Annotated in this window: 21 protein-coding genes; 9 read left to right on the top strand and 12 right to left on the bottom strand. The window is 70.6% G+C overall.

What is annotated here, in order from left to right; translation table 11 throughout:
* The 4 genes from OPU66_RS10345 to OPU66_RS10330 form a co-directional block, all read left to right on the top strand.
* On the top strand, positions 1-417 hold a 417-nt coding region (locus OPU66_RS10345), incomplete at its 5' end, for a Smr/MutS family protein (RefSeq protein WP_498553555.1).
* Between the two features lie 67 nt (positions 418-484).
* Positions 485-2,206, top strand: coding sequence for a putative bifunctional diguanylate cyclase/phosphodiesterase (locus OPU66_RS10340; protein ID WP_498553554.1), 1,722 nt, complete (start codon positions 485-487; stop codon positions 2,204-2,206).
* 117 nt (positions 2,207-2,323) lie between these two features.
* The gene (locus OPU66_RS10335) at positions 2,324-3,655 is read left to right on the top strand and encodes an AmpG family muropeptide MFS transporter (RefSeq protein WP_498553557.1); all 1,332 of its coding nucleotides are present in this window, start codon (positions 2,324-2,326) and stop codon (positions 3,653-3,655) included.
* A gap of 68 nt (positions 3,656-3,723) precedes the next feature.
* Complete coding sequence (locus OPU66_RS10330) at positions 3,724-4,626, top strand: iron-containing redox enzyme family protein (protein WP_498553553.1); 903 nt, start codon at positions 3,724-3,726, stop codon at positions 4,624-4,626.
* A gap of 3 nt (positions 4,627-4,629) precedes the next feature.
* Here OPU66_RS10330 and OPU66_RS10325 read toward each other — a convergent pair whose 3' ends face one another.
* The 9 genes from OPU66_RS10325 to OPU66_RS10285 all read right to left on the bottom strand — a co-directional run bounded on the left by OPU66_RS10325 (position 4,630) and on the right by OPU66_RS10285 (position 13,605).
* Positions 4,630-5,904 (bottom strand): bifunctional folylpolyglutamate synthase/dihydrofolate synthase, encoded by a 1,275-nt coding sequence (locus OPU66_RS10325; protein WP_498553552.1) that lies wholly within the window; start codon positions 5,902-5,904, stop codon positions 4,630-4,632.
* A 12-nt stretch (positions 5,905-5,916) separates the two neighbouring features.
* Positions 5,917-6,768: an acetyl-CoA carboxylase, carboxyltransferase subunit beta gene (gene accD / locus OPU66_RS10320; protein ID WP_498553551.1), complete on the bottom strand. Its 852-nt coding sequence runs from the start codon at positions 6,766-6,768 to the stop codon at positions 5,917-5,919.
* Positions 6,765-7,583 (bottom strand): tryptophan synthase subunit alpha, encoded by an 819-nt coding sequence (gene trpA / locus OPU66_RS10315; protein ID WP_498553550.1) that lies wholly within the window; start codon positions 7,581-7,583, stop codon positions 6,765-6,767. Before trpA ends, accD begins: the two co-directional genes overlap by 4 nt.
* Positions 7,580-8,812 (bottom strand): tryptophan synthase subunit beta, encoded by a 1,233-nt coding sequence (gene trpB, locus OPU66_RS10310; protein WP_498553549.1) that lies wholly within the window; start codon positions 8,810-8,812, stop codon positions 7,580-7,582. Before trpB ends, trpA begins: the two co-directional genes overlap by 4 nt.
* Positions 8,809-9,444 (bottom strand): phosphoribosylanthranilate isomerase, encoded by a 636-nt coding sequence (locus OPU66_RS10305; RefSeq protein WP_498553548.1) that lies wholly within the window; start codon positions 9,442-9,444, stop codon positions 8,809-8,811. Before OPU66_RS10305 ends, trpB begins: the two co-directional genes overlap by 4 nt.
* A 7-nt stretch (positions 9,445-9,451) precedes the next feature.
* Positions 9,452-10,129, bottom strand: a complete 678-nt coding sequence (pyrF, locus tag OPU66_RS10300) for an orotidine-5'-phosphate decarboxylase (RefSeq protein ID WP_498553547.1) — start codon at positions 10,127-10,129, stop codon at positions 9,452-9,454.
* The gene (locus tag OPU66_RS10295) at positions 10,126-10,476 is read right to left on the bottom strand and encodes a hypothetical protein (RefSeq protein WP_498553546.1); all 351 of its coding nucleotides are present in this window, start codon (positions 10,474-10,476) and stop codon (positions 10,126-10,128) included. Before OPU66_RS10295 ends, pyrF begins: the two co-directional genes overlap by 4 nt.
* Positions 10,477-10,558: 82 nt before the next feature.
* Positions 10,559-12,838 (bottom strand): patatin-like protein, encoded by a 2,280-nt coding sequence (locus OPU66_RS10290; protein ID WP_498553545.1) that lies wholly within the window; start codon positions 12,836-12,838, stop codon positions 10,559-10,561.
* Positions 12,839-12,840: 2 nt separating this feature from the next.
* Positions 12,841-13,605, bottom strand: a complete 765-nt coding sequence (locus OPU66_RS10285; protein ID WP_498553543.1) for an endonuclease/exonuclease/phosphatase family protein — start codon at positions 13,603-13,605, stop codon at positions 12,841-12,843.
* A 78-nt stretch (positions 13,606-13,683) separates the two neighbouring features.
* Here OPU66_RS10285 and radA point away from each other — a divergent pair, with 78 nt between their 5' ends.
* The 5 genes from radA to OPU66_RS10260 are packed head-to-tail and all read left to right on the top strand — an operon-like array spanning position 13,684 to position 18,269.
* Positions 13,684-15,057 (top strand): DNA repair protein RadA, encoded by a 1,374-nt coding sequence (radA, locus tag OPU66_RS10280; protein WP_498553541.1) that lies wholly within the window; start codon positions 13,684-13,686, stop codon positions 15,055-15,057.
* Between the two features lie 9 nt (positions 15,058-15,066).
* A complete protein-coding gene (locus tag OPU66_RS10275) occupies positions 15,067-15,597 on the top strand; it encodes a CvpA family protein (RefSeq protein ID WP_498553540.1) in 531 nt (176 codons plus the stop codon).
* Between the two features lie 59 nt (positions 15,598-15,656).
* Entirely contained in the window at positions 15,657-16,094 is a 438-nt protein-coding gene (locus tag OPU66_RS10270; protein ID WP_498553539.1) for an iron-sulfur cluster assembly scaffold protein, read from the top strand.
* 16 nt (positions 16,095-16,110) lie between these two features.
* Entirely contained in the window at positions 16,111-17,901 is a 1,791-nt protein-coding gene (locus tag OPU66_RS10265) for a monovalent cation:proton antiporter-2 (CPA2) family protein (RefSeq protein ID WP_498553538.1), read from the top strand.
* Between the two features lie 8 nt (positions 17,902-17,909).
* On the top strand, positions 17,910-18,269 hold the full coding sequence (locus OPU66_RS10260) for a DUF423 domain-containing protein (protein ID WP_498553537.1): 360 nt from the start codon (positions 17,910-17,912) through the stop codon (positions 18,267-18,269).
* Here OPU66_RS10260 and aroB read toward each other — a convergent pair.
* Genes aroB through OPU66_RS10245 form a run of 3 tightly spaced genes read right to left on the bottom strand, consistent with a single transcriptional unit; the run spans position 18,266 to position 21,111 of the window.
* Complete coding sequence (gene aroB / locus OPU66_RS10255; protein ID WP_498553536.1) at positions 18,266-19,351, bottom strand: 3-dehydroquinate synthase; 1,086 nt, start codon at positions 19,349-19,351, stop codon at positions 18,266-18,268. The genes OPU66_RS10260 and aroB overlap by 4 nt on opposite strands.
* Positions 19,348-19,920 carry a shikimate kinase gene (locus tag OPU66_RS10250; RefSeq protein WP_498553535.1) on the bottom strand — a complete coding sequence of 191 codons (573 nt, stop codon included), beginning with the start codon at positions 19,918-19,920 and terminating at the stop codon, positions 19,348-19,350. The genes aroB and OPU66_RS10250 overlap by 4 nt, the downstream gene beginning before the upstream one ends.
* A 39-nt stretch (positions 19,921-19,959) precedes the next feature.
* Positions 19,960-21,111 carry a cell wall hydrolase gene (locus tag OPU66_RS10245; protein WP_498553534.1) on the bottom strand — a complete coding sequence of 384 codons (1,152 nt, stop codon included), beginning with the start codon at positions 21,109-21,111 and terminating at the stop codon, positions 19,960-19,962.
* Positions 21,112-21,152: the final 41 nt, after the last annotated feature.

The raw sequence follows: 21,152 nt of genomic DNA, 5'->3' as shown, positions 1-21,152 counted from the left end.
AATCCGCGTGGCGCTGCCGCAGCGCCCCCCGCGCCGCCCCGACCCGCCAGCCCGCCGCCGCCCGCCCCGGCCAACACGCTCGACGGCAGCTGGGATCGCAAGCTGGCGCGCGGGCTGGTGTCGCCCGATCTTGCGGTCGATCTGCACGGCCACAGCCTTGATGGCGCTTACCGCGTGCTCGATGCCGGGCTGGCCGAGGCGATTGCGCGCGGGGCGCGGGTGCTGCTGCTGGTGACCGGGCGGCCGCGCGCGCCGGGATCGGGGCGCGGGGCGATCCGTGCGGCGGTCGGCGACTGGCTGGCCGCATCGCGCCATGCCGCGGCGATTGCCGCCGTGCGCACCGCCCATCCGCGCCATGGCGGCGCGGGCGCGCTCTATATCGTGCTGCGCCGCCCGCGCGGATCGAGAATATCTTAACCCGGCTTTGTCATGACCGGCCCGGAACCTTGGGGAGGGCTGGCAGCGCGATGATGGGGCGGAAACAGTGGAGGGGATGACGCTCAAGAGCCGCGCCGTCGCCTTCGCCTTCTGTGTCGGCGCGGTCGCGTTCATCCTCGCCCTGTTCGCGGGCGCGGGGATGGGCGCGTCGGGTGCCGACCTTGCCCAGGCGATTATCATCGCCATCATCTGCGGCGCGATGAGCTGGGCCTCGGCCGAGCGCGCGGTGTCGGGCCATGCCGATGCCGTCGATGCGGCGATCGAGCGGCTGTCGCTGGCGGCCGAGGGCGATCTGGTGTCGCCCACGCCGCCGCGCGTGACGGCGGTGCTGCCCGATCTGGCCGGGGCGATGGACGGGCTGATGGCGCAGGTGCGCGCCAATCTGGATACCGTGCATCACCTTGCCATGTTCGATCCGGTGACGCGGCTGGCCAACCGCGTGCATTTCCGGCGCGAGGCGGGACGGATGCTGCGCGAGGCGGGCGATGCGCCCTGCGCGCTGTTCTTCATCGATCTCGACAAGTTCAAGGCAGTGAATGATTCCTTCGGCCATGCGCAGGGCGATCTGCTGCTGGGCAAGGTCGCCAACCGGCTGCGCACGGTGGTGGCCCCGGACGAAGGCGCGCCGCTGCGTTTTGCCACCCCGCCGCTGATCGGGCGGCTGGCGGGCGATGAGTTCACTTTGTTCGCACCGGGCGTGGGCGCGCGCGAGGAGGCGGAGAAGATCGGCCGCGCGCTGCTGTTCGCGCTGACCGAGCCGTTCGATCTCGCCGGCCAGCCGGTCGAGATCGGCGCGTCGATCGGCGTGGCGATCAGCCCGGCGCAGGGGCGGACCCTGTCCGAACTGATGCGCGCCGCCGATGCCGCCATGTATCACGCCAAGGAGCGCGGGCGCGGGCAGGTGCAGAGCTTCACCCCGATGCTGGCCGAGCGGCTGGCCGACAATAACCGGCTGGAGCGCGAGCTGCGCGATGCGCTGGGCCGGGGCGAGTTCACCTTCGTGTTCCAGCCGCAGCTTGAGCTGGCAAGCGGCCGCATCGCCGCGGTCGAGGCGCTGATGCGCTGGCACCATCCGGTCGACGGGCTGCGCGCGCCGGGCAGCTTCATTCCCCGCGCCGAGGAAAGCGGCATCATCCACGATCTGGGCGACTGGGCGCTGGAGGAGTTTGCCCGCCGCCTCGCGCACTGGCAGCGGCTGGGGGAGTGCCTGGGGCCGCATGCGAGCGGGATCGGGCGGCTGGCGGTCAATGTCAGCCCGCGCCAGATCGTGCGCCCCGATTTCTTCACCCGGCTGCGCGACGCGCTGGTGCGCCACGATGCGTCGCCCGCGCTGCTCGAGCTGGAGATCACCGAAAGCATGGCGATGCAGTGCGGCGACGAGACGCTGGCCGAGCTGGCGCGGCTGCGCGCCGAGGGCGTGACGATCGCCATCGACGATTTCGGCACCGGCTATTCGAACTTTGCCCGGTTGAAGGACATGCCGATCGACCGGGTGAAGATCGACCGCTCGCTGACCGCCGATATCGATCGCTGCGCTGCCGCGCGCACCATCGCCCAGGCGGTGACCGGGCTTGTCCACGGCCTTGGCCATGAGGTGGTGGCCGAGGGGGTGGAAACCGCCGAGCAGCTGGCGATCCTGCGCGTGATCGGCTGCGATCTTGTCCAGGGCTATGCGATTGCGCGGCCGATGCCCGAACAGGATTTTCTCGACTGGATGCGCGGCCATGCGCTCAGCCATCCGCCGGTGCCGGGGGCGTTGCCCGGATAAGGGGCAGAACCCCGCCCAAAAAACAGTGTTCGCGCGGCCTTGCGCGTGCCAAGCAGGCGGCATGATCACTGACCGTCTGTGCGCGCTCCGGTCCGGCCGGGCGCGGTCGTGCCGCCGATGACGACCATTCCGGATGCGGATGCGCCGCGCGCCGCGCGGCTGACCGATCTGGTCGCGCCCTATTTCGAACGCGCGCCGATCGCCTCGTTCCTGCTCGGCGTGTCGTCGGGCTTTCCGTTCGCCATGATCGGCGCGACGCTGACGACACGGCTTGCCCAGGCCGGGATCGACAAGAAGGAGGTGACCGCCTTCACGCTCGCGTTTCTGGTCTATAATCTGAAACCGCTCTGGGCGTGGATCGTCGACGGGGTGCGGCTGCCGCTGATCGGGCGGCTGGGCCAGCGCGTGTCCTGGCTGCTGCTGGCGGGCGCGCTGGTAATGGCCGCGGTCGTCAATCTCGGCCTTGCCGACCCCGGGGCCGGGCTGATGGCGATGGCGGTGGCGGCGATTCTGGTCGGGCTGGCGGGCGCGACCTTCGATATCGTGATCGACGCCTATCGCATCGAGCTGCTGGAGCCGCGCCAGCTCGGCACCGGCTCGGGCATGTCGCAATATGGCTGGCGGATCGGATCGGCCGGGGCGGGGGCGCTCGCGCTCTACATCGCCGCCCGGCATGGCTGGACCCCGGCCTATATCGCCTGTGCCGGTTTTGCGCTGCCGGCGATGCTCGCCGGGCTGGTGTTCGGCGAACCCCAGCGCCACCGCCCCCCGGCCGAACAGCGCGGCATGGCCCAGATCATCGCCTCCATCGTCGGACCGCTCACGGAATTCTTCCGTCGTTCCGGTGCTTTACTGGTGTTGCTGTTCATTCTGGTGCACAAGATCGGCGACACCGTTGCCAACCTGACCTTCCGGCTGCTGTTCAACGATCTCGGCTTCACCAATGATGAAATCGCCACCTATGATGTCGGCATCGGCTTCATCGCCTATCTGGTCGGCATCTTTCTGGGCGGGGTGCTGTTCGCGCGGCTGGGGCTGAAACGGTCGGTGATGATCAGCCTGGTGCTGATGGCGGTGTCCAATTTCGGCTTTGCGCTGCTCGCGCTCGCCGGCCATTCCAACTGGGGTATGGCCGCGGCCATCGGCTTTGAAAATCTGGCGAGCGGCATTGGCGGGGTGACGGTGGTCGCCTATTTCGCCGCGCTGACCGATCTGCGCTTCACCGCCAGCCAATATGCGCTGATTTCGGCCGCTGCCAGCATTGTCGGGCGGCTGGTGACGGGCACCACGGCCGGCGCGATGATCAAGGCGCTCGGCTATGTCGATTTCTATCTGCTGACGACGCTGCTCGCGCTGCCCGGCATCCTGCTGTTCTGGGCGATGATGCGCGCCGGGCTGATCGACGCGGCGATGGGCAGCGCCGGTCAGGCCGCGGACGCGAAAGCCTGACCGGGCGGGAACAAGCCCGTCCCGCCGATCATTGTCCGGTTGAGATCAACAGCCGGAGAAGCCCCGTCGTGGCGACCAGACTGGATATGGCCATCGGCCATCAGTTCCACACCAATCATTTCCAGCGCACATTGGCGAAATGGAACCGGGCGCGGCTTGGCCCCGGCATGCCCGACACCGACTGGCGGGGCGGCATGGACCGGGAGGTGCAGATGCTGCGCCTCGAAGGGGCGTTCATTGACGAGTTGCGGGCCGAAGTGGCCGATCTGGCGGCATCCGCGCCGGGCGATGCCGATGGCTTTGTCCGCTGGTTCGCGGCGCTGGCCGATGACGGGCCGGGCCAGAATCATCCGCTGTTCGGCTGGCTTGCCGACAGCGCGACCGATGGCCAGATGCGCTGGTTCCTGACGCAGGAAGCGGCCGGCGAGGCAGGGTTCGACGATCTGGTCGCGCTCACACAGGTCAAGATGCCGCCCGGCCCCAAGCTCGAGCTGGCGGAGAATTACTGGGATGAGATGGGGCGTGGCCAGATGCGCGGGGTGCATGGCCTGCTGCTGGGCGAGCTGGCGACAGCGATGGCGATCACACCCGATATCGATGCTACCGTCTGGGAATCGCTCGCCCTCGCCAATGCGATGACGGCGATGGCGACGACACGGCGCCATGCCTGGCTGTCGATCGGCGCGCTTGGCGTCGTCGAACTGACCGCACCCTGGCGCTGCACCCATGTCTCGGCGGGGCTGAAGCGGCTGGGCCATGGCCAGCGCGCCCGGCTCTATTACGATCTCCACGCCCATATCGACATCAAGCACAGCGCGGGCTGGAACGCGCATGTTCTTCACCCGCTGGTCGCCGAGGATCCGGCGCGGGCGCGGCCGATTGCCGAAGGGGCGCTGATCCGCATGGTCTGCGCCGCACGCTGTTTCGACCGCTATGCCGCCCTGCTCGAAGGCGGGGCGGAAGCAGCCTGATCCTCAGCGCGGCGGCTCGCCGTTCAGGTCGAGCGCGACCCCGGCCAGATAGAGCGAGCCGGTGATCAGCACCGGCCCGGTCAGCCCGGCGGTCGCGGCGGGCAGATCGGGCGCGGTCGCCGCGTCCAGCCCCAGTGCCTGTGCCATCGCCGCCAGCGCCTCGGGGGCATGGTGGTCATGCCCGGCGACCGGCACCGCGATCACCCGCCGCGCGACCGGGCGGAGGAGGCGCAGAAACGTCTCCGCATCCTTGTTCGCCAGCATGCCGATCACCAGGTCGAGCGGCGGCTGCCCGGCGAAATGCGCGGCGATGGCGGCGGCGGCGGACGGGTTGTGCCCGCCATCGAGCCAGGTTTCGACCCGCGCGACCGGACCATCGCCCAGCCGCTGGAGCCGGGCGGGCCAGCGCACATCGGCCAGCCCGCGCGCCAGCGCCGTATCCGCCACCGTCACCGCGCGCTGATGCCGCAGCATCGCCACCGCCAGCCCGGCATTTTCCGCCTGATGCGGCCCGGCCAGCGCCGACAGCGGCAGATTAAGCGTGCCGTGCGCATCGCGATAGGCGATCCGGTCGCCCGATATGCCGACATCCCAGTCGCGGCCCCGGCGGATGCGCCGTGCACCGCGCGCGGCGACCACCGCGTCGATGCGCGCCTCCGCTTCGTCGGGATAGGACAGGGTGACGATTCCGGTGCCGGCGCGGGCGATCCCGGCCTTTTCCCCGGCAATCTCGCCGAGCGTCGTGCCCAGAAATGCCTGATGGTCGAGGCCCAATGCCGCGATGCCGCAGATCGCGGCTTCCGCCAGCGCATTGGTCGCATCGAGCCGCCCGCCCATGCCGACTTCGATGATCGCAAGATCGGCGGGCGTGCGGGCAAAGGCGAGGAAGGCGGCCGCCGTCGTCACCTCGAAAAAGCTGGGGCCGATATCGCCGGCCGCGTCGAGCGCCTCGGCCAGCAGGGCGGCAAGCAGCGCATCGTCGATCAGCGTGCCGGCCACGCGGATGCGTTCGTTGAAGCGCACCAGATGCGGGCTGGTATAGACATGGGCGACCAGCCCCGCCGCCTCGGCCGCCGCGCGCAGCACCGCGCAGGTCGATCCCTTGCCGTTGGTGCCCGCGACATGGAACACCGGCGGCAGCCGGCGTTCCGGATGGCCGAGCCGGGCGAGCAGCGCGGCGATCCGCTCCAGTCCCAATATGTCGCGGCCCGGCGACAGCGCCGCCAGCCGGTCGAGCTGGCGCTGGACCGCCGGGTCGGCGGAGCGGGCAAAATCCATCGCCGGGACCGGTCAGGCGGTAACGGGCGGCGCCAGATAGGCGAGCAGCCGGCCCAGCGTCTCGCGCAGCTCGGCGCGCGGCACGACCATGTCGAGCATGCCATGGTCGAGCAGATATTCGGCGCGCTGGAACCCTTCGGGCAGCTTTTCACGGATCGTCTGTTCGATCACCCGCTGCCCGGCAAAGCCGATCAGCGCCCCCGGTTCTGCGATCTGGACATCGCCCAGCATCGCATAGGATGCGGTGACGCCGCCCGTGGTCGGGTCGGTCAGCACGACGATATAGGGCAGGCCCGCTTCCTTTAGCTCGGCAATCGCGGCGGTGGTGCGCGGCATCTGCATCAGCGACAAAATGCCTTCCTGCATCCGCGCGCCGCCGGCTGCGGTGAAGATGATATAGGGCCGGCGTTCGGCCACCGCCGCGCGGATGCCGGCAATGATCGCCTCGCCCACGCCCAGGCCCATCGATCCGCCCATGAAGGCGAAATCCTGCACGCCGACAATCGCCGGGCGGCCGCCGATGGTGCCGCGCGCATTGAGCAGCGCATCCGCCTCACCGGTCGTCGCGCGGGCGGCCTTGATACGGTCCGCATAGCGCTTGGAATCGCGGAAGCGCAGCGGATCTTCGGCCACGCGCGGCTGTGGCAGCAGGGTGAAGCTGCCGTCGTCGAAAATCTGCCGGAACCGCGCCCGGCCGCCGATGCGGCCATGATGGTCGCATTTTGGGCAGACCGACAGATTTTCCTCATATTCGGCGGTGAAGATCATCTGCCCGCAGCTGGGGCATTTGTGCCACAGATTGTCGGGCGTATCGCGCTTGGCGACGAAAGGCAGCGCGTTGCGGACGCGGCTCAGCCAGCTCATGCATTTTCCTCCTGACGCGCGCCGGCCAGCGCATGCGCCAGGGCCGACACGAAAGACCGGATCGCCGCCGGGGCATCGGCGCCGTGCGCCTCCACCAGCTCGACAATCGCGGATCCGATGACGACGCCGTCCGCCGTGCGGCCGATGGCGGCCGCCTGTTCGGGCGTGCGGACGCCAAAGCCGACGGCGATCGGCAGATCGGTCGCCGCCTTCAGCCGCGCGACCGCTGCGGCGACGGCATCGGGGGCGGCCTGTTGCAGCCCGGTGATGCCGGCGACCGAGACATAATAGACAAAGCCCGATGCGCCGCCGAGCACGGCGGGCAGGCGGGCGGCATCGGTGGTCGGCGTCGCCAGCCGCACCGGATGGATGCCGCGCACGCGCAGCGCCGGGCCGAGCGCGTCATCCTCTTCGGGCGGGGTATCTACGCAGATCACCCCGTCGACCCCGGCCGCGGCGGCGGCATCGGCAAACCAGTCCGCCCCGCGCGCCAGCATCGGATTGGCATAGCCCATCAGCACCAGCGGCACATCCGGGTGACGGGCGCGTAACCCCTTGGCGATGGCCAGCAGATCGGCGGTGCGGGTGCCCGCCCCCAGCGACCGCAGATTGGCCTTCTGGATCGCCGGGCCGTCGGCCATCGGATCGGTGAACGGCATGCCGAGTTCGATCACGTCCGCGCCGCCCGCGACCAGCGCGTCGAGGATCGCGGGCGTCGTCGCCGGATCGGGATCGCCGCCGGTCACGAAGGTGACGAGCGCCGCGCGCCCCTCGGCCCGGGCGCGGGCAAAGGCAGAAGCGATGCGCCCGGTCACAGCCGCGCCCCCAGCGCTTCGGCGACGGTGAAGATGTCCTTGTCGCCGCGCCCGCACATATTGGCGATGATGATCTGGTCGCGCCGCATCGTCGGCGCGACCCGGGCGACGGCGGCGATGGCATGGCTCGGCTCGAGCGCGGGGATGATGCCTTCGGTGCGGCAGACGAGCTGGAACGCGTCCAGCGCCTCGTCGTCGGTCGCGCTGTCATAGGTGACGCGGCCGATCTCGTGCAGCCAGCTATGTTCCGGCCCGATGCCCGGATAATCCAGCCCCGCCGAAATCGAATGCGCCTCGGCGATCTGGCCGTCCTCGTCCTGCAGCAGGAAGGTCTTGTTGCCATGCAGCACGCCGGGCCGCCCGCCCGCCAGGCTTGCGGCATGGGCGTCGGTCGCCAGCCCCTTGCCGGCGGCTTCCACGCCCAGCATCTTCACATCGGCATCGTCGAGAAACGGGTGGAACAGGCCGATGGCGTTCGATCCGCCGCCGATCGCCGCGACCAGCAGATCGGGCAGCCGCCCTTCGCGTTCGAGGATCTGGGCGCGCGCCTCGCGGCCGATCACCGACTGGAAATCGCGCACCAGCTCCGGATAGGGGTGCGGCCCGGCGGCGGTGCCGATGATGTAGAACGTGTCCTCGACATTGGCGACCCAGTCGCGCAGCGCCTCGTTCATCGCGTCCTTGAGCGTCCGTGCGCCGCTTTCGACCGGGCGGACCTCGGCCCCCAGCAGCTTCATCCGGAACACGTTGGGCGACTGCCGCTCGACGTCGCGCGCGCCCATATAGATGGTGCAGGGCAGGCCGAAGCGTGCGGCGACCGTCGCGGTCGCCACGCCATGCTGGCCGGCGCCGGTTTCGGCGATGATCCGCGTCTTGCCCATCCGCCGCGCGAGCAGGATCTGGCCGATGCAATTGTTGATCTTGTGCGCGCCGGTGTGGTTGAGCTCGTCGCGCTTGAAATAGATCCGCGCGCCCATGCCCTCGGGCGCGTCGGCGCGCAGCGCCTCGGTCAGCCGCTCGGCATAATAAAGCGGGCTGGGGCGGCCGACATAGTTTGCCAGCAGATCGTCGAACTCGGCGGCGAAACCGGGATCGTCCTTGGCCGCGCGATAGGCGCGTTCAAGGTCGAGGATCAGCGGCATCAGCGTTTCGGCGACATAGCGTCCACCGAACTGGCCGAAATGGCCGCGCGCGTCGGGCTGGCTTTGCAGCGAGTTTGTCCGTGTCATAGCTGGGCGACCGCTTGGAGGAAGCGGGCGATCTTGTCCACATCCTTGATCCCCGGCGCGCTTTCGACGCCCGAGGAAATATCGACCATGCGCGCCCCGGTGCGGCCCACGGCATCGGCGACATTCTCCGCATCCAGCCCGCCCGACAGCGCCCAGGCGCAGGGATGGGCAAAACCGTCGAGCAGCGCCCAGTCGAACCGCATCCCCATGCCGCCCGGCAGCGTGCCTTCGGGCGTCTTGGCATCATAGATCAGCCGTTCGGCCAGCCCCTGCCAGCCGCGCGCTTCGGCCAGATCGGCGCGGGTGCGGATCGCGATTGCGGCCCAGACCGGGCGGGCGAACCGGGCGGCGAGCGCGGCGGCGCGGGCGGGCGCGGTCTTGTGCAGCTGCAATATGTCGAGCTGCCCCGCCTCGATGGCGGCGGCGACCAGCGCATCATCGGGATCGACGAACACGCCCACACGGCCCGCGCGCCCGCCGCTGCGCGCCGCCAGCGCCGTTGCCGCGCCGAACGCCAGATGGCGCGGGCTGTGCGGATAAAAGACAAAGCCGACATGGCTCGCCCCGCCGCCAATGGCGGCATCGAGCGTTTCGGGCGTGGACAGCCCGCAAATCTTGGCGGTGACGCGCATCGCCGGCCTAGAGCGTGGCGGCGATGGCGCGGGCGGCGAGATCGGGCTCCTCCGCCCCGGTGATCGGCCGGCCGATGACGAGGATCGACGCGCCATTGTCGAGCGCCTGACGCGGCGTCACGACGCGCTTCTGGTCGCCCTTGGCCTCGGTCCCGGCCGGGCGCACCCCCGGCACGACGAAAAACCCGCCCGGCCACAGCGCGCGCGCCGCGCGCACCTCGGCCCCCGAACAGACGACGCCGTCCAGCCCCGCCTCGCGCGCAAGGGCGGTCAGCCGTTCGACCTGGCCATGGGGATCGCCGGCAATGCCGGTTTCGGCCAGGTCGGTCGCATCAAGGCTGGTGAGCACGCTCACCGCCACCACCTTGGTGCCGGTGGGGGCCGCCGCCTTGGCGTCTTCCATCATCGCCCGGCCGCCTGCGGCATGGACGGTCAGCACATGCGGGGCGAGCGGGCTGAGCGACTGCACCGCCTTGGCAACGGTGTTGGGAATGTCGTGCAGCTTGAGGTCGAGGAACACCGGCAGGCCGAGATCGGCCATGTCGCGCACCCCGGCCGGGCCGTTCGCGCAGAAAAACTCCAGCCCCAGCTTGATCCCGCCGACATGGTGGCGAACCGCCTGGGCGAGCGCATGGGCGCGGGCGAGATCGGGCGTGTCGAGCGCCACATAGACGGGGCTGGTCATGCGCCCCCCGGCGGCACGGGCGCGATGGCGACGGGCGCGACGCCAACCGATACGGGCGCGGGCTCCGGCTCAGCCGCTCCGGCCGGGGCAGCCGGCGGCGCGGCGGCCATCGCCGCCTGACCGGCATGGATCATCGCCTGCCGCCGCAGCCGCCAGCGCGCCGCCTGCCACAGCAAAAGCGGCGGCACCAGGCCGAGCAGGAAGGCGAAACCAAGCAGCACCGGCAGCTTGATATCCATCACCAGCCCGTCCCACAGCCGCACCGACACGATGGTCCAGTTGGCAAAGCTGAACAGCGCGACCGTCACGGCCAGCACGATCCAGAACAGGGTCTTCAGGAACGACATGACCCGACCCTAGAGCGCGCGCCGCCAAAGCGCCACCCCCGGCATCCGCCAAGGCGGGGCGGGCGGGCGTCGCGTGGCGGACTCAGCCGATTTCGGTGCGCAGCGCCGCGATCAGCTCCGCCACCGCCGTAAGCCGGGGGGCTTCCTCGTCCAGAATCGCGTGGAATATCTGCCGTTTCAGCGTTGCCGCCATGCCCGGCGGCAGGGCGCGCTGTGCCGGCAGGGTCGACAGCAGAATGTCGATCAGCCGGTCCGCGCCGTGCAGCCGCCCCCACAGATAGTCATTCTCGCGGTAGCCCCGGCTGAAGAACGCGCCGAAGCTGTTGAAGCGCACACCCTTGAGCGTCGCCTGCGCGCCCCCGGCACGGATCGCCACCGCATCGTCGGGCGAAATGCGGTCGACCTTGATCGGATCGAACTCGCCCCCCCAGTCGCCGTCGTTGAGCGCCAGCGTGGCGATGTCGTAAAAGGCAAAGCCCAGATAGGCGAACAGCAGATGCCGCCGCTCGGCGCGGGGAAAGGCGCTGAGCGCCGCCGACATCGCCGCATCGGCGGCCTCGTCGACCCGCTTCAGGTCGCGCGCCGCCTCCATCGCGGTCAGGAACGCATCCGGCTCGCTCGCCACCGCCGCCGCCCGCGCGGCATGGCCGGGGCCGTAAAAGCCGGTCATTTCGCGATCGAGATAGGGGGCGAGCGTCGCATAGAGCGCGGCCTCCATCGCCTCGGCCTCGCGCGGGGCGCAGCGATCCTCGTCCTGCATCACGCCCAGCCGGCGCAGCACAAAGCGCAGCCGGCGGATGCGGAACCCCAGATCATGGGCGCGGAACAGCGCGATCGCCGCCGGCGTCGCGCCGCCGCCGCGCGCGCCGATGCGGTCCAGCCCCCGGCCATGGGCGGCGCGCCACAGCGCGTCATGCGCCTGTTCGGCGGTCACGGCATCGGGGGCGAGCGACTGGGCGAGCCGGGCGAGTTCGTCGATGATACCCGCCAGCTTGGCATGGCCATAAGCGGCATAGGCATGGCCGGCCTGCCGCGCCGCGGCCTCCTGTGCGCGGGCGCGCCAGGCCGCGATCCGAGCCGGAGTCGGGCTGTCGAGGAAGAAGGTGCGCCCGAACAGCGTCTCGATCGCCTCCTCGACCTCGGATTCGAGCGATTCGATCACCCGCCGCGTGCGCTGGATGCGCTGCGAGCGGCGGTCGAGCGCCTGCAGATTGTCGCGGATCGGCTGTTCGCGCGGAATCTCGGCGAGCGCGCCCAGAATGGTCGAGAAAAACCCCGGCTGTTCGGCCGCCGTCGTGCCCAGCCGGACGCTGCGAATGCCGGGCTTGGGATCGATATAGACGAAGCGCCGGTCGATCTCGCGCCGCGCCGGGCGGTTCTTCAGCGCCTGGATCGCCGGCTGGAACGGTGCGTTCGACAGCACCGATCCGTCGATCATCACCGCCGCATCGGCCATGCCGGCCTGATGATGGCGCGGCAGCATCCGGTGCAGAAACGCCTCGCGCCCGGGCCAGTTGCGCCCGCGCGCGGCGAGCACCCGGTCCATCTCGGCCACGGTGAAGGGCGGGAAGGCCCCCGGAAAGCTGGCCGTCGCGCGCGCGGCAAAGGCAAGTTCGGCGCTTGCCCCCAGCCCGGCATCGGCGCGGTCGGAAAAGGCGAAGGTCAGCCGGTGTTCTGTCTCCACCACCTCGGCCGGGCTGTTGACGCGCAGCCGCTGCGGATGGCCGCGAAAATCGGTGACGGTGACGAACAGGTCGAGCGGCTGGCCGTCGGGCATCAGCGGCGGGCCGGCGGGCGCGGCCTCCATCGCGTCGAACGCATCGAGCAGCAGGCCGGTGAACACCTCACCGCCAAAGGGCGGTTCGAACCAGCGCGCGCGCACGAACGAGCCGAGCTTGCGCCTCACCTCGGCACGGGTCGCGGGATCGACGCTCGCCATCGCATCGCCGCTGCGGTCCGCCATCATCGCCAGCGGCAGCGCCCAGAGCTTGGAAAACCGCCCGGCGCGCGCATCGGGATCGATCAGCCGTTCGACATCGGCCGCTTCCAGCCACAGATCGGTCAGGGGATCGAGCGACTGGCCCGAACACAGCGCGCGCGCCAGGAACACGCCGTTGATCCCCCCCGCGCTCGCCCCGGCGATGATGTCGGCAAACACGGTCAGCCGCACCCCGGAATGGGTTTCGATCCGGTCGAGCAGCTGGCGGTAGATTTCGGGCGCGCCGGTCAGATAGCGGCTGTCGCAATAGGCGCGGCTGGCGCGGGCGAGGTGCCAGATCTCCTTGGTGATGCCGTGCATATAGACCGCAAGGCTGACCCCGCCATAGCAGACGAGCGCGAGGCGCAGTTCCTTTTCGCGCATCCTCAGCTCTCCTTTGGGCAGCCGGGGGTGCCGGCGGGCGTCAGCTCGGCCCAGATCGGCAGATGATCGGACGCGCGCCGCGCATGCGGGGTGCCGTGCACGCCGCAATCGACCAGATCCAGCTCCGGTCCGTACATGATCCGGTCGAGCGCGGCGATCGGCCGGCTGGCGTGAAAGCTGCGTCCGCACGGCGCAAAGGCGAAGGACTGGCCGAAATCGCGCAGACAGCCCCGGTCGCGCGTCCATTCGTTGAGATCGCCCATCGCGACGGTCGGCATCGGCGGCGCATCGGCCAGCCGGGCAAGGATCGCATGCGCCTGCCTCCGCCGCCACAGGCCCGACAGATCGAGATGCATGCCGATCACGCGCAGCTCCACGCCCCCGATCCGCAGTTCGGCGACCACCGCGCCGCGCGGTTCGAGCGCGGGGATGTGGAGCACGTCGCTGTCCAGCACCTCGACCGCGTCGCTGACCAGCAGCGCATTGCCGTGCCAGCCCATGCCGCCATTGTGCAGCGGAAAGCCGACCGCGCGGTAGCGGCTGTGATCGGCGAGCAGCGGCGCGGGCAGCGCGCTTTCCCGCTTGCCGAACCGACGGTCGGCCTCCTGCAACGCAACCACGTCCGCACCGATTTCATTCAGCACCTCGATCACCCGGTCGGGCCGGCGGCGGCGGTCGGTGCCGATGGCCTTGCGCATATTATAGCTGGCGACGCGGATGGTTACGGGCTGGTTTGAAAAGGGCTGGGTCGAAAGGGGTTGGGCCATCACCGCCCGACCCTGCCGGGGCGGGGGGTGAAAGGCAAATGGCTTTGCCCCGGCCGCGCGAGCGCCTAGACCGGCAATATGCCCAAGCCCCAGAAACGCTATGTCTGTCAGGCCTGTGGCGCGGTTTCGTCCAAATGGGCGGGGCAGTGCGCGGACTGCGGCGAATGGAACACTTTGGTCGAGGATCAGGGCGCGGTGCCTGCCAGCCCGTTTCAGGCGCGCCACAATCTGCAATCGGGCGGGCGGCGGATCGAGCTGGTCGGGCTGGATGCCGACATCCCGCTGCCGCCGCGCATGGCGACCGGCATTGCCGAGCTGGACCGTGCGCTGGGCGGCGGGTTCGTTGCCGGATCGGCGACGCTGATCGGCGGCGATCCGGGGATCGGCAAATCGACGCTGCTGCTGCAGGCCACGGCGCTGCTCGCCGGGGCGGGCCGCTCGGTCGCCTATGTGTCGGGCGAGGAAGCGGCCGATCAGGTGCGGCTGCGCGCCCGGCGGCTGGGGCTGGGCGCGGCCCCGGTCAGGCTGGCCGCCGCCACCTCGGTGCGCGACATTCTGACGACGCTGGGCGGGGACACGCCGCCCGATCTGCTGGTCATCGATTCGATCCAGACCATGCATTCCGACCTGATCGAGGGCGCCCCCGGCACCGTCAGCCAGGTGCGCGCGGCGGCGGGCGAACTGATCCGCTTTGCCAAGGAACGCGGCACCGCGCTCGTCATGGTCGGCCATGTCACCAAGGACGGATCGATCGCCGGGCCGCGCGTGCTCGAACATATGGTCGACACGGTGCTGAGCTTCGAGGGCGAGCGCAGCCACCAATATCGCATCCTGCGCGCGATCAAGAACCGGTTCGGCGGCACCGACGAGATCGGCGTGTTCGCGATGGGGCATGAGGGGCTGGAACAGGTCGCCAACCCCTCGTCGCTGTTCCTCACCCACCGCGACCGCAGCGTCAGCGGCGCGGTCGTCTTCCCCGCGCTCGAAGGCACGCGGCCGGTGCTGGTCGAGATCCAGGCGCTGACCGTGCGGCTGCAAAGCGGGGCGACGCCGCGCCGCGCCGTTGTCGGCTGGGACGGCGGGCGGCTGGCGATGATTCTGGCGGTGCTCGAAGCGCGCTGCGGTCTCAGCTTTTCGACGGCCGAGGTCTATCTGAACATCGCCGGCGGCTACCGGATCACCGATCCGGCCGCCGATCTGGCGGTGGCCGCGGCTTTGGTGTCGGCGCTGACCGACCGGCCCTTGCCCGCCGAGGCGGTGGCGTTTGGCGAGATCGCGCTGTCGGGCGAGGTTCGCCCCGTCGCCCATGCCGCGCTGCGCCTGCGCGAGGCGGCGAAGCTCGGCTTTGAACAGGCGCTGGTGCCGGGCGGCGTTGCCGGGGCGGAGGGGATCGGCCTGACCCGGTTCGGGCGGCTCGGCGGCCTCGTTGACCATCTGCTTGGCCGGGGTTAGCCGCAGGCTATGGCTGCGTTCGATGTCATCGTCCTGTTCCTGTTCGGCGCCGGCGCGGTCATGGGGGGACTGCGCGGCATCGTGCAGGAAAGCCTGTCGCTGATCGCCTGGGTGCTGGCGGTGATCGCCGTCCGCGTCGGGCACGGCGCGACCGCCGATCTGCTGACGCCGATGATCGGCAGCCGCACCGGGGCGGCGGCGGGGGCGTTTCTGCTGCTGTTCACCGGCACCTTCATGCTCGGCCGGCTGTTTGCCCGGTCGCTCGGCGCGCGCACCCGCCAGTCGCTGCTCGGCCCGTTCGACCGCGCGCTCGGCTTCGGCTTCGGCTTTCTGAAGGCGCTGCTTGCCGCCAGCCTGATGTTCCTCGTCCTCGCCTTTTTCGTCGACCTGATCGAAGGCGGGCCGCGCCAGCGCCCGGCCTGGCTGCGCGACGCGCGCACCTATCCGCTGCTCAATGCGACCAGCCGGGCGATGGTCGATTATCTGCACCGCCAGCGCGACGGGCGCGACGGGCGTGACGAGGCGGCCGCGCGCCCCTGAACCGATCATCCGCCGATCAGGGGGTGAAACCATGGCCGGTCTCGCCTAAGTCTGGGCCGATGACCGCGCCGCTCTACACCACCGAGATCCTGAGGCTGGCGGCGTCGATCCCCCATCTCGGCCGGCTGGCCGCGCCGATGGCGACGGCCGAACGCCGCGCCGTGCCGTGCGGCAGCAGCATCGCCGTCGATCTCGATCTGGGCGCTGACGGCCGGGTCGCGTCGCTGGGGATGGAGCTGTCGGCCTGTGCGCTCGGCCAGGCATCGGCCTGTCTGATGGCGCGGGCGGCGATCGGCCGCACGCCGGACGAGCTGGCGGCGGCGCGCGACAAGCTTACCGCATGGCTGGCCGGGGCGGCCGACGATCCCGGCGACTGGCCGGGGCTCGACCTGCTCGCCCGCGCGCGCGCGCATCCCGGGCGGCACGGCGCGATTCGCCTGCCGTTCGAGGCGGTGGCGGCAGCGGCCGGGGCCGCGCTCGTGGAAGGGCGGCGTTGATGGAATGGCGGGGCTGATGGAAGGGCATGGACCCGCAGGGCTGCTGCGCGACGGTGTCGTCATGCTGGGCGCGGCGCTGGTGCTGGTGCTCGTCTTCCGGCGGCTGGGGCTGGGGGCGGTACTCGGCTATCTGGTCGCCGGGGCGCTGATCGGGCCGCAGGGGCTGGCGCTGGTCGGCGATGCGCAGGCCAAGCTCGGCATTGCCGAACTGGGCATCGCGCTGCTGCTGTTTCTGGTCGGGCTGGAGCTTTCGCCGCAGCGGCTGTGGCGGCTGCGGCGCGACATTTTCGGCTTCGGGCTGGCGCAGGTGGTGCTGTGCGGGATCGCGCTGGCGCTGTTCATCTATCTGGCGACCGGGCTGAGCCTTGCCGCCGCCATCGCCATCGGCCTGCCGCTTGCGCTGTCCTCGACCGCGCAGGTGCTGCCGATGCTCGAATCGGCGGGGCGGCTGCGCACCCCCTTTGGCGAGCGCGCCTTTTCGGTGCTGCTGTTTCAGGATCTGTCGATCGTCCCGCTGATCACCATCGTCGCGGCGCTGTCGCGCGCACCCGCGCCCGCCGATGCGCCGCCCGGCTGGCTGCTCGGCCTGTCGACCGTGGGCGCGATTGCCGCGCTGGTGCTTGCCGGGCGCTATGTCCTCAACCCGCTGTTCCGGCTGATCGGCGGGCTGGGCGAGCGCGAGCTGTTCGTCGCCGCCGGGCTGTTCGCGGTGCTGGGCAGCGCGGCGGCGATGCAGGCGCTCGGCCTGTCGGCGGCGCTCGGCGCGTTCATCGCCGGGGTAATGCTCGCCGATTCGCCCTATCGGCACGAGCTGGAGGCCGATGTCGATCCGTTCCGCTCGATCCTGCTCGGCCTGTTCTTCATCGCCGTTGGCATGCTGCTCGATCTGGGCGCGATCATCGCCCGGCCGCTGATGGTGCTGACCATCGCGACCGGGCTGATCGCGATCAAGACGGCGGTGATCTGCCTGCTCGCGCGCGGCTTCGGCATGGCCTGGCGGCAGGCGCTGGGCATGGGCCTGCTGCTGAGCCAGGGGGGCGAGTTCGGCTTTGTGCTGTTCGCGCAGGCGCAGGCGGCGCTGCTGATCGCGCCCGAGGCGGCGAGCCTGTTCAGCGCCGTCGTCACCCTGTCCATGGCCTCGACGCCGTTCCTGATGATGCTCGGCCGGCGGTTCCGCGAGGCCCCGGCCGACCGCAGCGATCTGGCCGGGCCGCAGGCGGATGGCGCGCGCGCCATCGTCGTCGGCTGGGGCCGGTTCGGCCAGACGGTCGGCCAGATGCTCGCCGCGCAGGGCCTGTCGGTGACGATGATCGACCGCAAGGCCAGCCAGATCGACACCAGCATCGCCTTTGGCGTGAAGGTCTATTTCGGCGACGGCACCCGGCTCGATCTGCTGCGCCTTGCCGGCGCGGCGGATGCGCAGCTGATCCTGTTCTGCATCGATGGCGGGCAGCTCGATACCGCGCAGATGCAGGTCATCGCCCATGCCTTTCCCGGCGCGCAGATCTTCGTCCGCGCGTTCGACCGGCGACAGATGATGCGCCTGCACGACGCGCCGATCGCCGGCGCGGTGCGCGAAGTATATGAATCGGCGATTGCCATGGCGCGCGAGGCGATGGTCGCGCTCGAGATCGACAGTGACGAGATCGACCGGGCGGAGCAGCATTACCGCGATGTCGATGGCCGGCGGCTGGCCGAACAGGCGCGCACCGGCGACATCCATGCCGCCGACGATATCATGATCCGGATGGACGGATCGGATGCGGCCACCGCCGCCGACGCGCCGATCCCGGCGGAAAGCGGGTGAGGGGCTGAATGGCACGGCGCGGCGCGGCAGGATCCGGGGGGCTGGCGGTGCGGCTGGCCGCGCTGTCGGCGGCGCTCGCCATCGCCGCCGGGGCGTTCGGCGCGCATGGCGCGGCGGGCAAGGCCGCCGAATGGCTGCGCACCGGATCGGCCTATCAGCTCGCCCATGCGCTGGCCGTCATCCTGCTCGCCCGCATGCCCGGGGCGCGCGGGGCACCGGTCTGGGCGCTGTTCATCGGCGCGACGGTGTTTGCGCTCACCCTTTACGCGATGGCGCTGGGCGCGCCGCGCTGGCTGGGCGCGGTCACGCCCATTGGCGGCGCGCTGATGATCCTTGGCTGGATCATGGTCGCCTGGCGGGTGCGTTAGAGCGCTCGGCTGGCGTCCAGAAAAGCGGCGATCTCGGCCAGCGTCACATCGGGGTCGACATAGGCCGCGCCCACCCCGCGCGCGAGGATGAAGGGCACGCGCCCGCCGGCCTTTTTCTTGTCATGCGCCATATGCGCGGCCAGCGTCGCGCCCGACGCATCGATCCCGGCCGATGCAAGGTCGAACGGCAGGCCGCAGGCGCGCAGATGCGCGGCAATGCGCGCGGCGTCTGCGGGCGGGCAGCGGCCGGTCGCGGCTGAAAAGCCGAAGGCAAGCGCCATCCCCGCCGCCACCGCCTCGCCGTGCAGCAGCCGGTCGGAAAAGCCGGTTTCGGCCTCCAGCGCATGGCCGAAGGTGTGGCCGAGATTGAGGAGCGCGCGGCGGCCGCTCGTTTCGCGCTCATCCTCGGCGACGATGCGCGCCTTGGCGCTGACGCTGGTGGCAATCGCATGGACGCGCGCATCGCCATCGCCGGCAAGCAGCGCCGCGCCATGCGCTTCGCACCAGTCGAAAAACGCCGGATCGTCGATCAGCCCATATTTGACGACCTCGGCATAGCCTGCCGCCAGCTGGCGCGGCGGCAGCGTGTCGAGCGCCAGCGGATCGATCAGCACCAGCGCCGGCTGATAGAATGCGCCGACCAGATTCTTGCCCGCGCCGGTGTTGATCGCCGTCTTGCCGCCGACCGAGCTGTCGACCTGGGCGAGCAGCGTCGTCGGGATCTGCACAAAGCCGATGCCGCGCTTGACGATGGCGGCGGCAAAGCCTGCAAGGTCGCCGATCACCCCGCCGCCAAGCGCGACGATATGTTCGCCCCGCTCCACCTCCAGCGCCAGCAGCCGGTCGCACAGAGCCGCCAGCTGCGCCCAGCTTTTGGTCGCTTCGCCCGCCGGCAGGATGATCGGCTCGATCCCCGGACAGGCAAGGCGCGGCAGCTGGGTCGCGGCCACCTCGCTGTCGGTGACGACGATGGTGCGCCCGCGCAGATAGGGGGCCAGCAGATCGCCCGCCCGCGCCAGCCCGCCCGCTTCGATCACGATGTCATAGCTGCGCTCGCCCAGGGCGACGGGAATGCGGATCATGCGTTCAGGGCCTTCAGGATCGCGCGCACCGTCTGCTGGTGCGGGGCGGCGTTGCTGCGGATGCGGATCGGGGCGAGCGCATAGACCGGGTTGCGCTCGGCGGCCAGCGCGGTCAGCACGGTGCGCGGATCGCGGCCCTTGAGCAGCGGGCGGGTGTCGCGCCGCTTCACCCGCGCGACCAGCGTGTCGACATCGGCATCGAGCCAGATGGCAATCGCCTTGTCGAGGATCAGCGCGCGGGTGGCGGCGTTCATGAACGCGCCGCCGCCGGTTGCGATCACCTTGGGCGTGCCGTCGATCAGCCGGGCGATCACCCGGCGTTCGCCGTCGCGGAAATAAGGCTCGCCATAGCGTTCGAAGATTTCGGTGATCGGCATGCCCGCGGCCGCGACGATTTCGTCATCGGCATCGACAAAGGGCAGGTTCAGCCGCTGCGCCAGCCGCCGCCCGACCGTCGATTTGCCGACCCCCATCAGCCCGATCAGCACGATCGGCCGGTCGATGCGCGCGGGCGCGGCTGCGCCACGGGCGGGGCGGGCAGGGGCAGGCGGGGCGGGATCGGCGGCCACAGACAGTCGCTAACCCCCCGGCCGCCCGCTGCCAAGCGGTCAGCTGGTCTTCATGCACTGGCCGGGGTCGCTGCGCGCGAACTCGCGGCAGTTCCACAGCATTTTTTCAAACCCGTTTGAGCGGTTGCGCAGATAGGAAAAGGACAGGGCCTGTTGCGCCGCACCCTCGACCGGGAAGGCGCGCGGGGCCTTGCCGGCGTCGGTCCAGGCCATGAATTTGCAGAAGGCGCGTTCGCCACAGGCCGACAAGGCGAGTGCCGGCAGGCTGGCCGGCGACACGCCGCGGTCGAGCACGACGACAAAGGCGTCGCCGCCCGGCGAGACGATGTCGAGCGTGCGCGCGCCGCGGCGGTTAAGCTCCAGCGGCGGGCCTGCCGCTTCGGCCAGCGCCGCATCGTCCGCGCCGCGATGCGCGGGCGAGATGGCGGCGATCAGCGGGATCACCGCTTCGGACCCGCCATGGCCGCCGCGAAACGCGCCTGGGGTGCCCCACCAGCCGCTCCAGCGGAAGAACAAATGGCTGCCGACCGCCGTCACCTTGTCGAGCGAGGCGCTCCAGTACGGCACCACCCAGTTGGTGTGATAATGGGTGGCATGGCCGACCGGCCGGTAGACGCGGCCGTCAAGCGCCGCGGCCGCAATCTCGCGCGCCCGCGCCCAGATGGCCGGGGCCGGACGGCGGGCAAGCGCGCCGTCGCAGGTGAAGGTGAACTGGCACCCGGTCGTCCGTTCCGATCCCTGGAACACGACGCCGCACACCGTCTTGGGAAAGGCGGGGTGGCGCAGCCGGTTGATCACCACCTGGGCGACCGCGCGCATCGCGTCATCGCCCTCGGCCGAAGCCTCGTAATAGGCCGCCGCCGCCAGACAGTCGACCGAGCGGGCGAGCATCTCCGCCTCTCCCTTCAGCCGGAAGGGGCGCGCGGCGGGGTTGGGCGCGGTCGAAAACGGCACCCGCGCATTGGCGGCAACGGCATCGGCGGGGCTGAGCGCACGATAGGCGAGCGGCTCGACCGGTGGGGCGGGCAGGGCGGGCGCCGCCATGGTCTGCACCGCCGCGACTGCCGGGCGCGCGGGCGCGGAGGGGCGGCCGGCGCTCCGGCTGGCGAGTGTCGCTGCGCCAAGGGCCAGCAACACGGTCGCCGCAGCCAGCAGATCATGCCGGCCCGGCAGATGATGCGCGATCTTCATGCCACCCTCACACCCAGGGGAGCGCGGCCATAGCATGGCCG

Source organism: Sphingomonas sp. URJC2 (assembly GCF_059803575.1).
Note: the sequence above shows the minus strand (reverse complement) of the source record. Positions and strands in the feature narration are given on the sequence as shown.

Excerpts from the sequence above, each read along its gene's own strand:
- accD (WP_498553551.1), bottom strand. The coding sequence starts at position 6,768 with ATGAGCTGGCTGAGCCGCGTCCGCAACGCGCTGCCTTTCGTCGCCAAG.
- pyrF (WP_498553547.1), bottom strand. The coding sequence starts at position 10,129 with ATGACCAGCCCCGTCTATGTGGCGCTCGACACGCCCGATCTCGCCCGC.
- OPU66_RS10295 (WP_498553546.1), bottom strand. The coding sequence starts at position 10,476 with ATGTCGTTCCTGAAGACCCTGTTCTGGATCGTGCTGGCCGTGACGGTC.
- OPU66_RS10260 (WP_498553537.1), top strand. The coding sequence starts at position 17,910 with ATGGCACGGCGCGGCGCGGCAGGATCCGGGGGGCTGGCGGTGCGGCTG.
- radA (WP_498553541.1), top strand. The coding sequence starts at position 13,684 with ATGCCCAAGCCCCAGAAACGCTATGTCTGTCAGGCCTGTGGCGCGGTT.
- OPU66_RS10305 (WP_498553548.1), bottom strand. The coding sequence starts at position 9,444 with ATGCGCGTCACCGCCAAGATTTGCGGGCTGTCCACGCCCGAAACGCTC.
- trpB (WP_498553549.1), bottom strand. The coding sequence starts at position 8,812 with ATGACACGGACAAACTCGCTGCAAAGCCAGCCCGACGCGCGCGGCCAT.
- OPU66_RS10325 (WP_498553552.1), bottom strand. The coding sequence starts at position 5,904 with ATGGATTTTGCCCGCTCCGCCGACCCGGCGGTCCAGCGCCAGCTCGAC.
- OPU66_RS10290 (WP_498553545.1), bottom strand. The coding sequence starts at position 12,838 with ATGCGCGAAAAGGAACTGCGCCTCGCGCTCGTCTGCTATGGCGGGGTC.
- OPU66_RS10245 (WP_498553534.1), bottom strand. The coding sequence starts at position 21,111 with ATGAAGATCGCGCATCATCTGCCGGGCCGGCATGATCTGCTGGCTGCG.
- aroB (WP_498553536.1), bottom strand. The coding sequence starts at position 19,351 with ATGATCCGCATTCCCGTCGCCCTGGGCGAGCGCAGCTATGACATCGTG.
- OPU66_RS10275 (WP_498553540.1), top strand. The coding sequence starts at position 15,067 with ATGGCTGCGTTCGATGTCATCGTCCTGTTCCTGTTCGGCGCCGGCGCG.
- OPU66_RS10285 (WP_498553543.1), bottom strand. The coding sequence starts at position 13,605 with ATGGCCCAACCCCTTTCGACCCAGCCCTTTTCAAACCAGCCCGTAACC.
- OPU66_RS10335 (WP_498553557.1), top strand. The coding sequence starts at position 2,324 with ATGACGACCATTCCGGATGCGGATGCGCCGCGCGCCGCGCGGCTGACC.
- OPU66_RS10265 (WP_498553538.1), top strand. The coding sequence starts at position 16,111 with ATGGAAGGGCATGGACCCGCAGGGCTGCTGCGCGACGGTGTCGTCATG.
- OPU66_RS10270 (WP_498553539.1), top strand. The coding sequence starts at position 15,657 with ATGACCGCGCCGCTCTACACCACCGAGATCCTGAGGCTGGCGGCGTCG.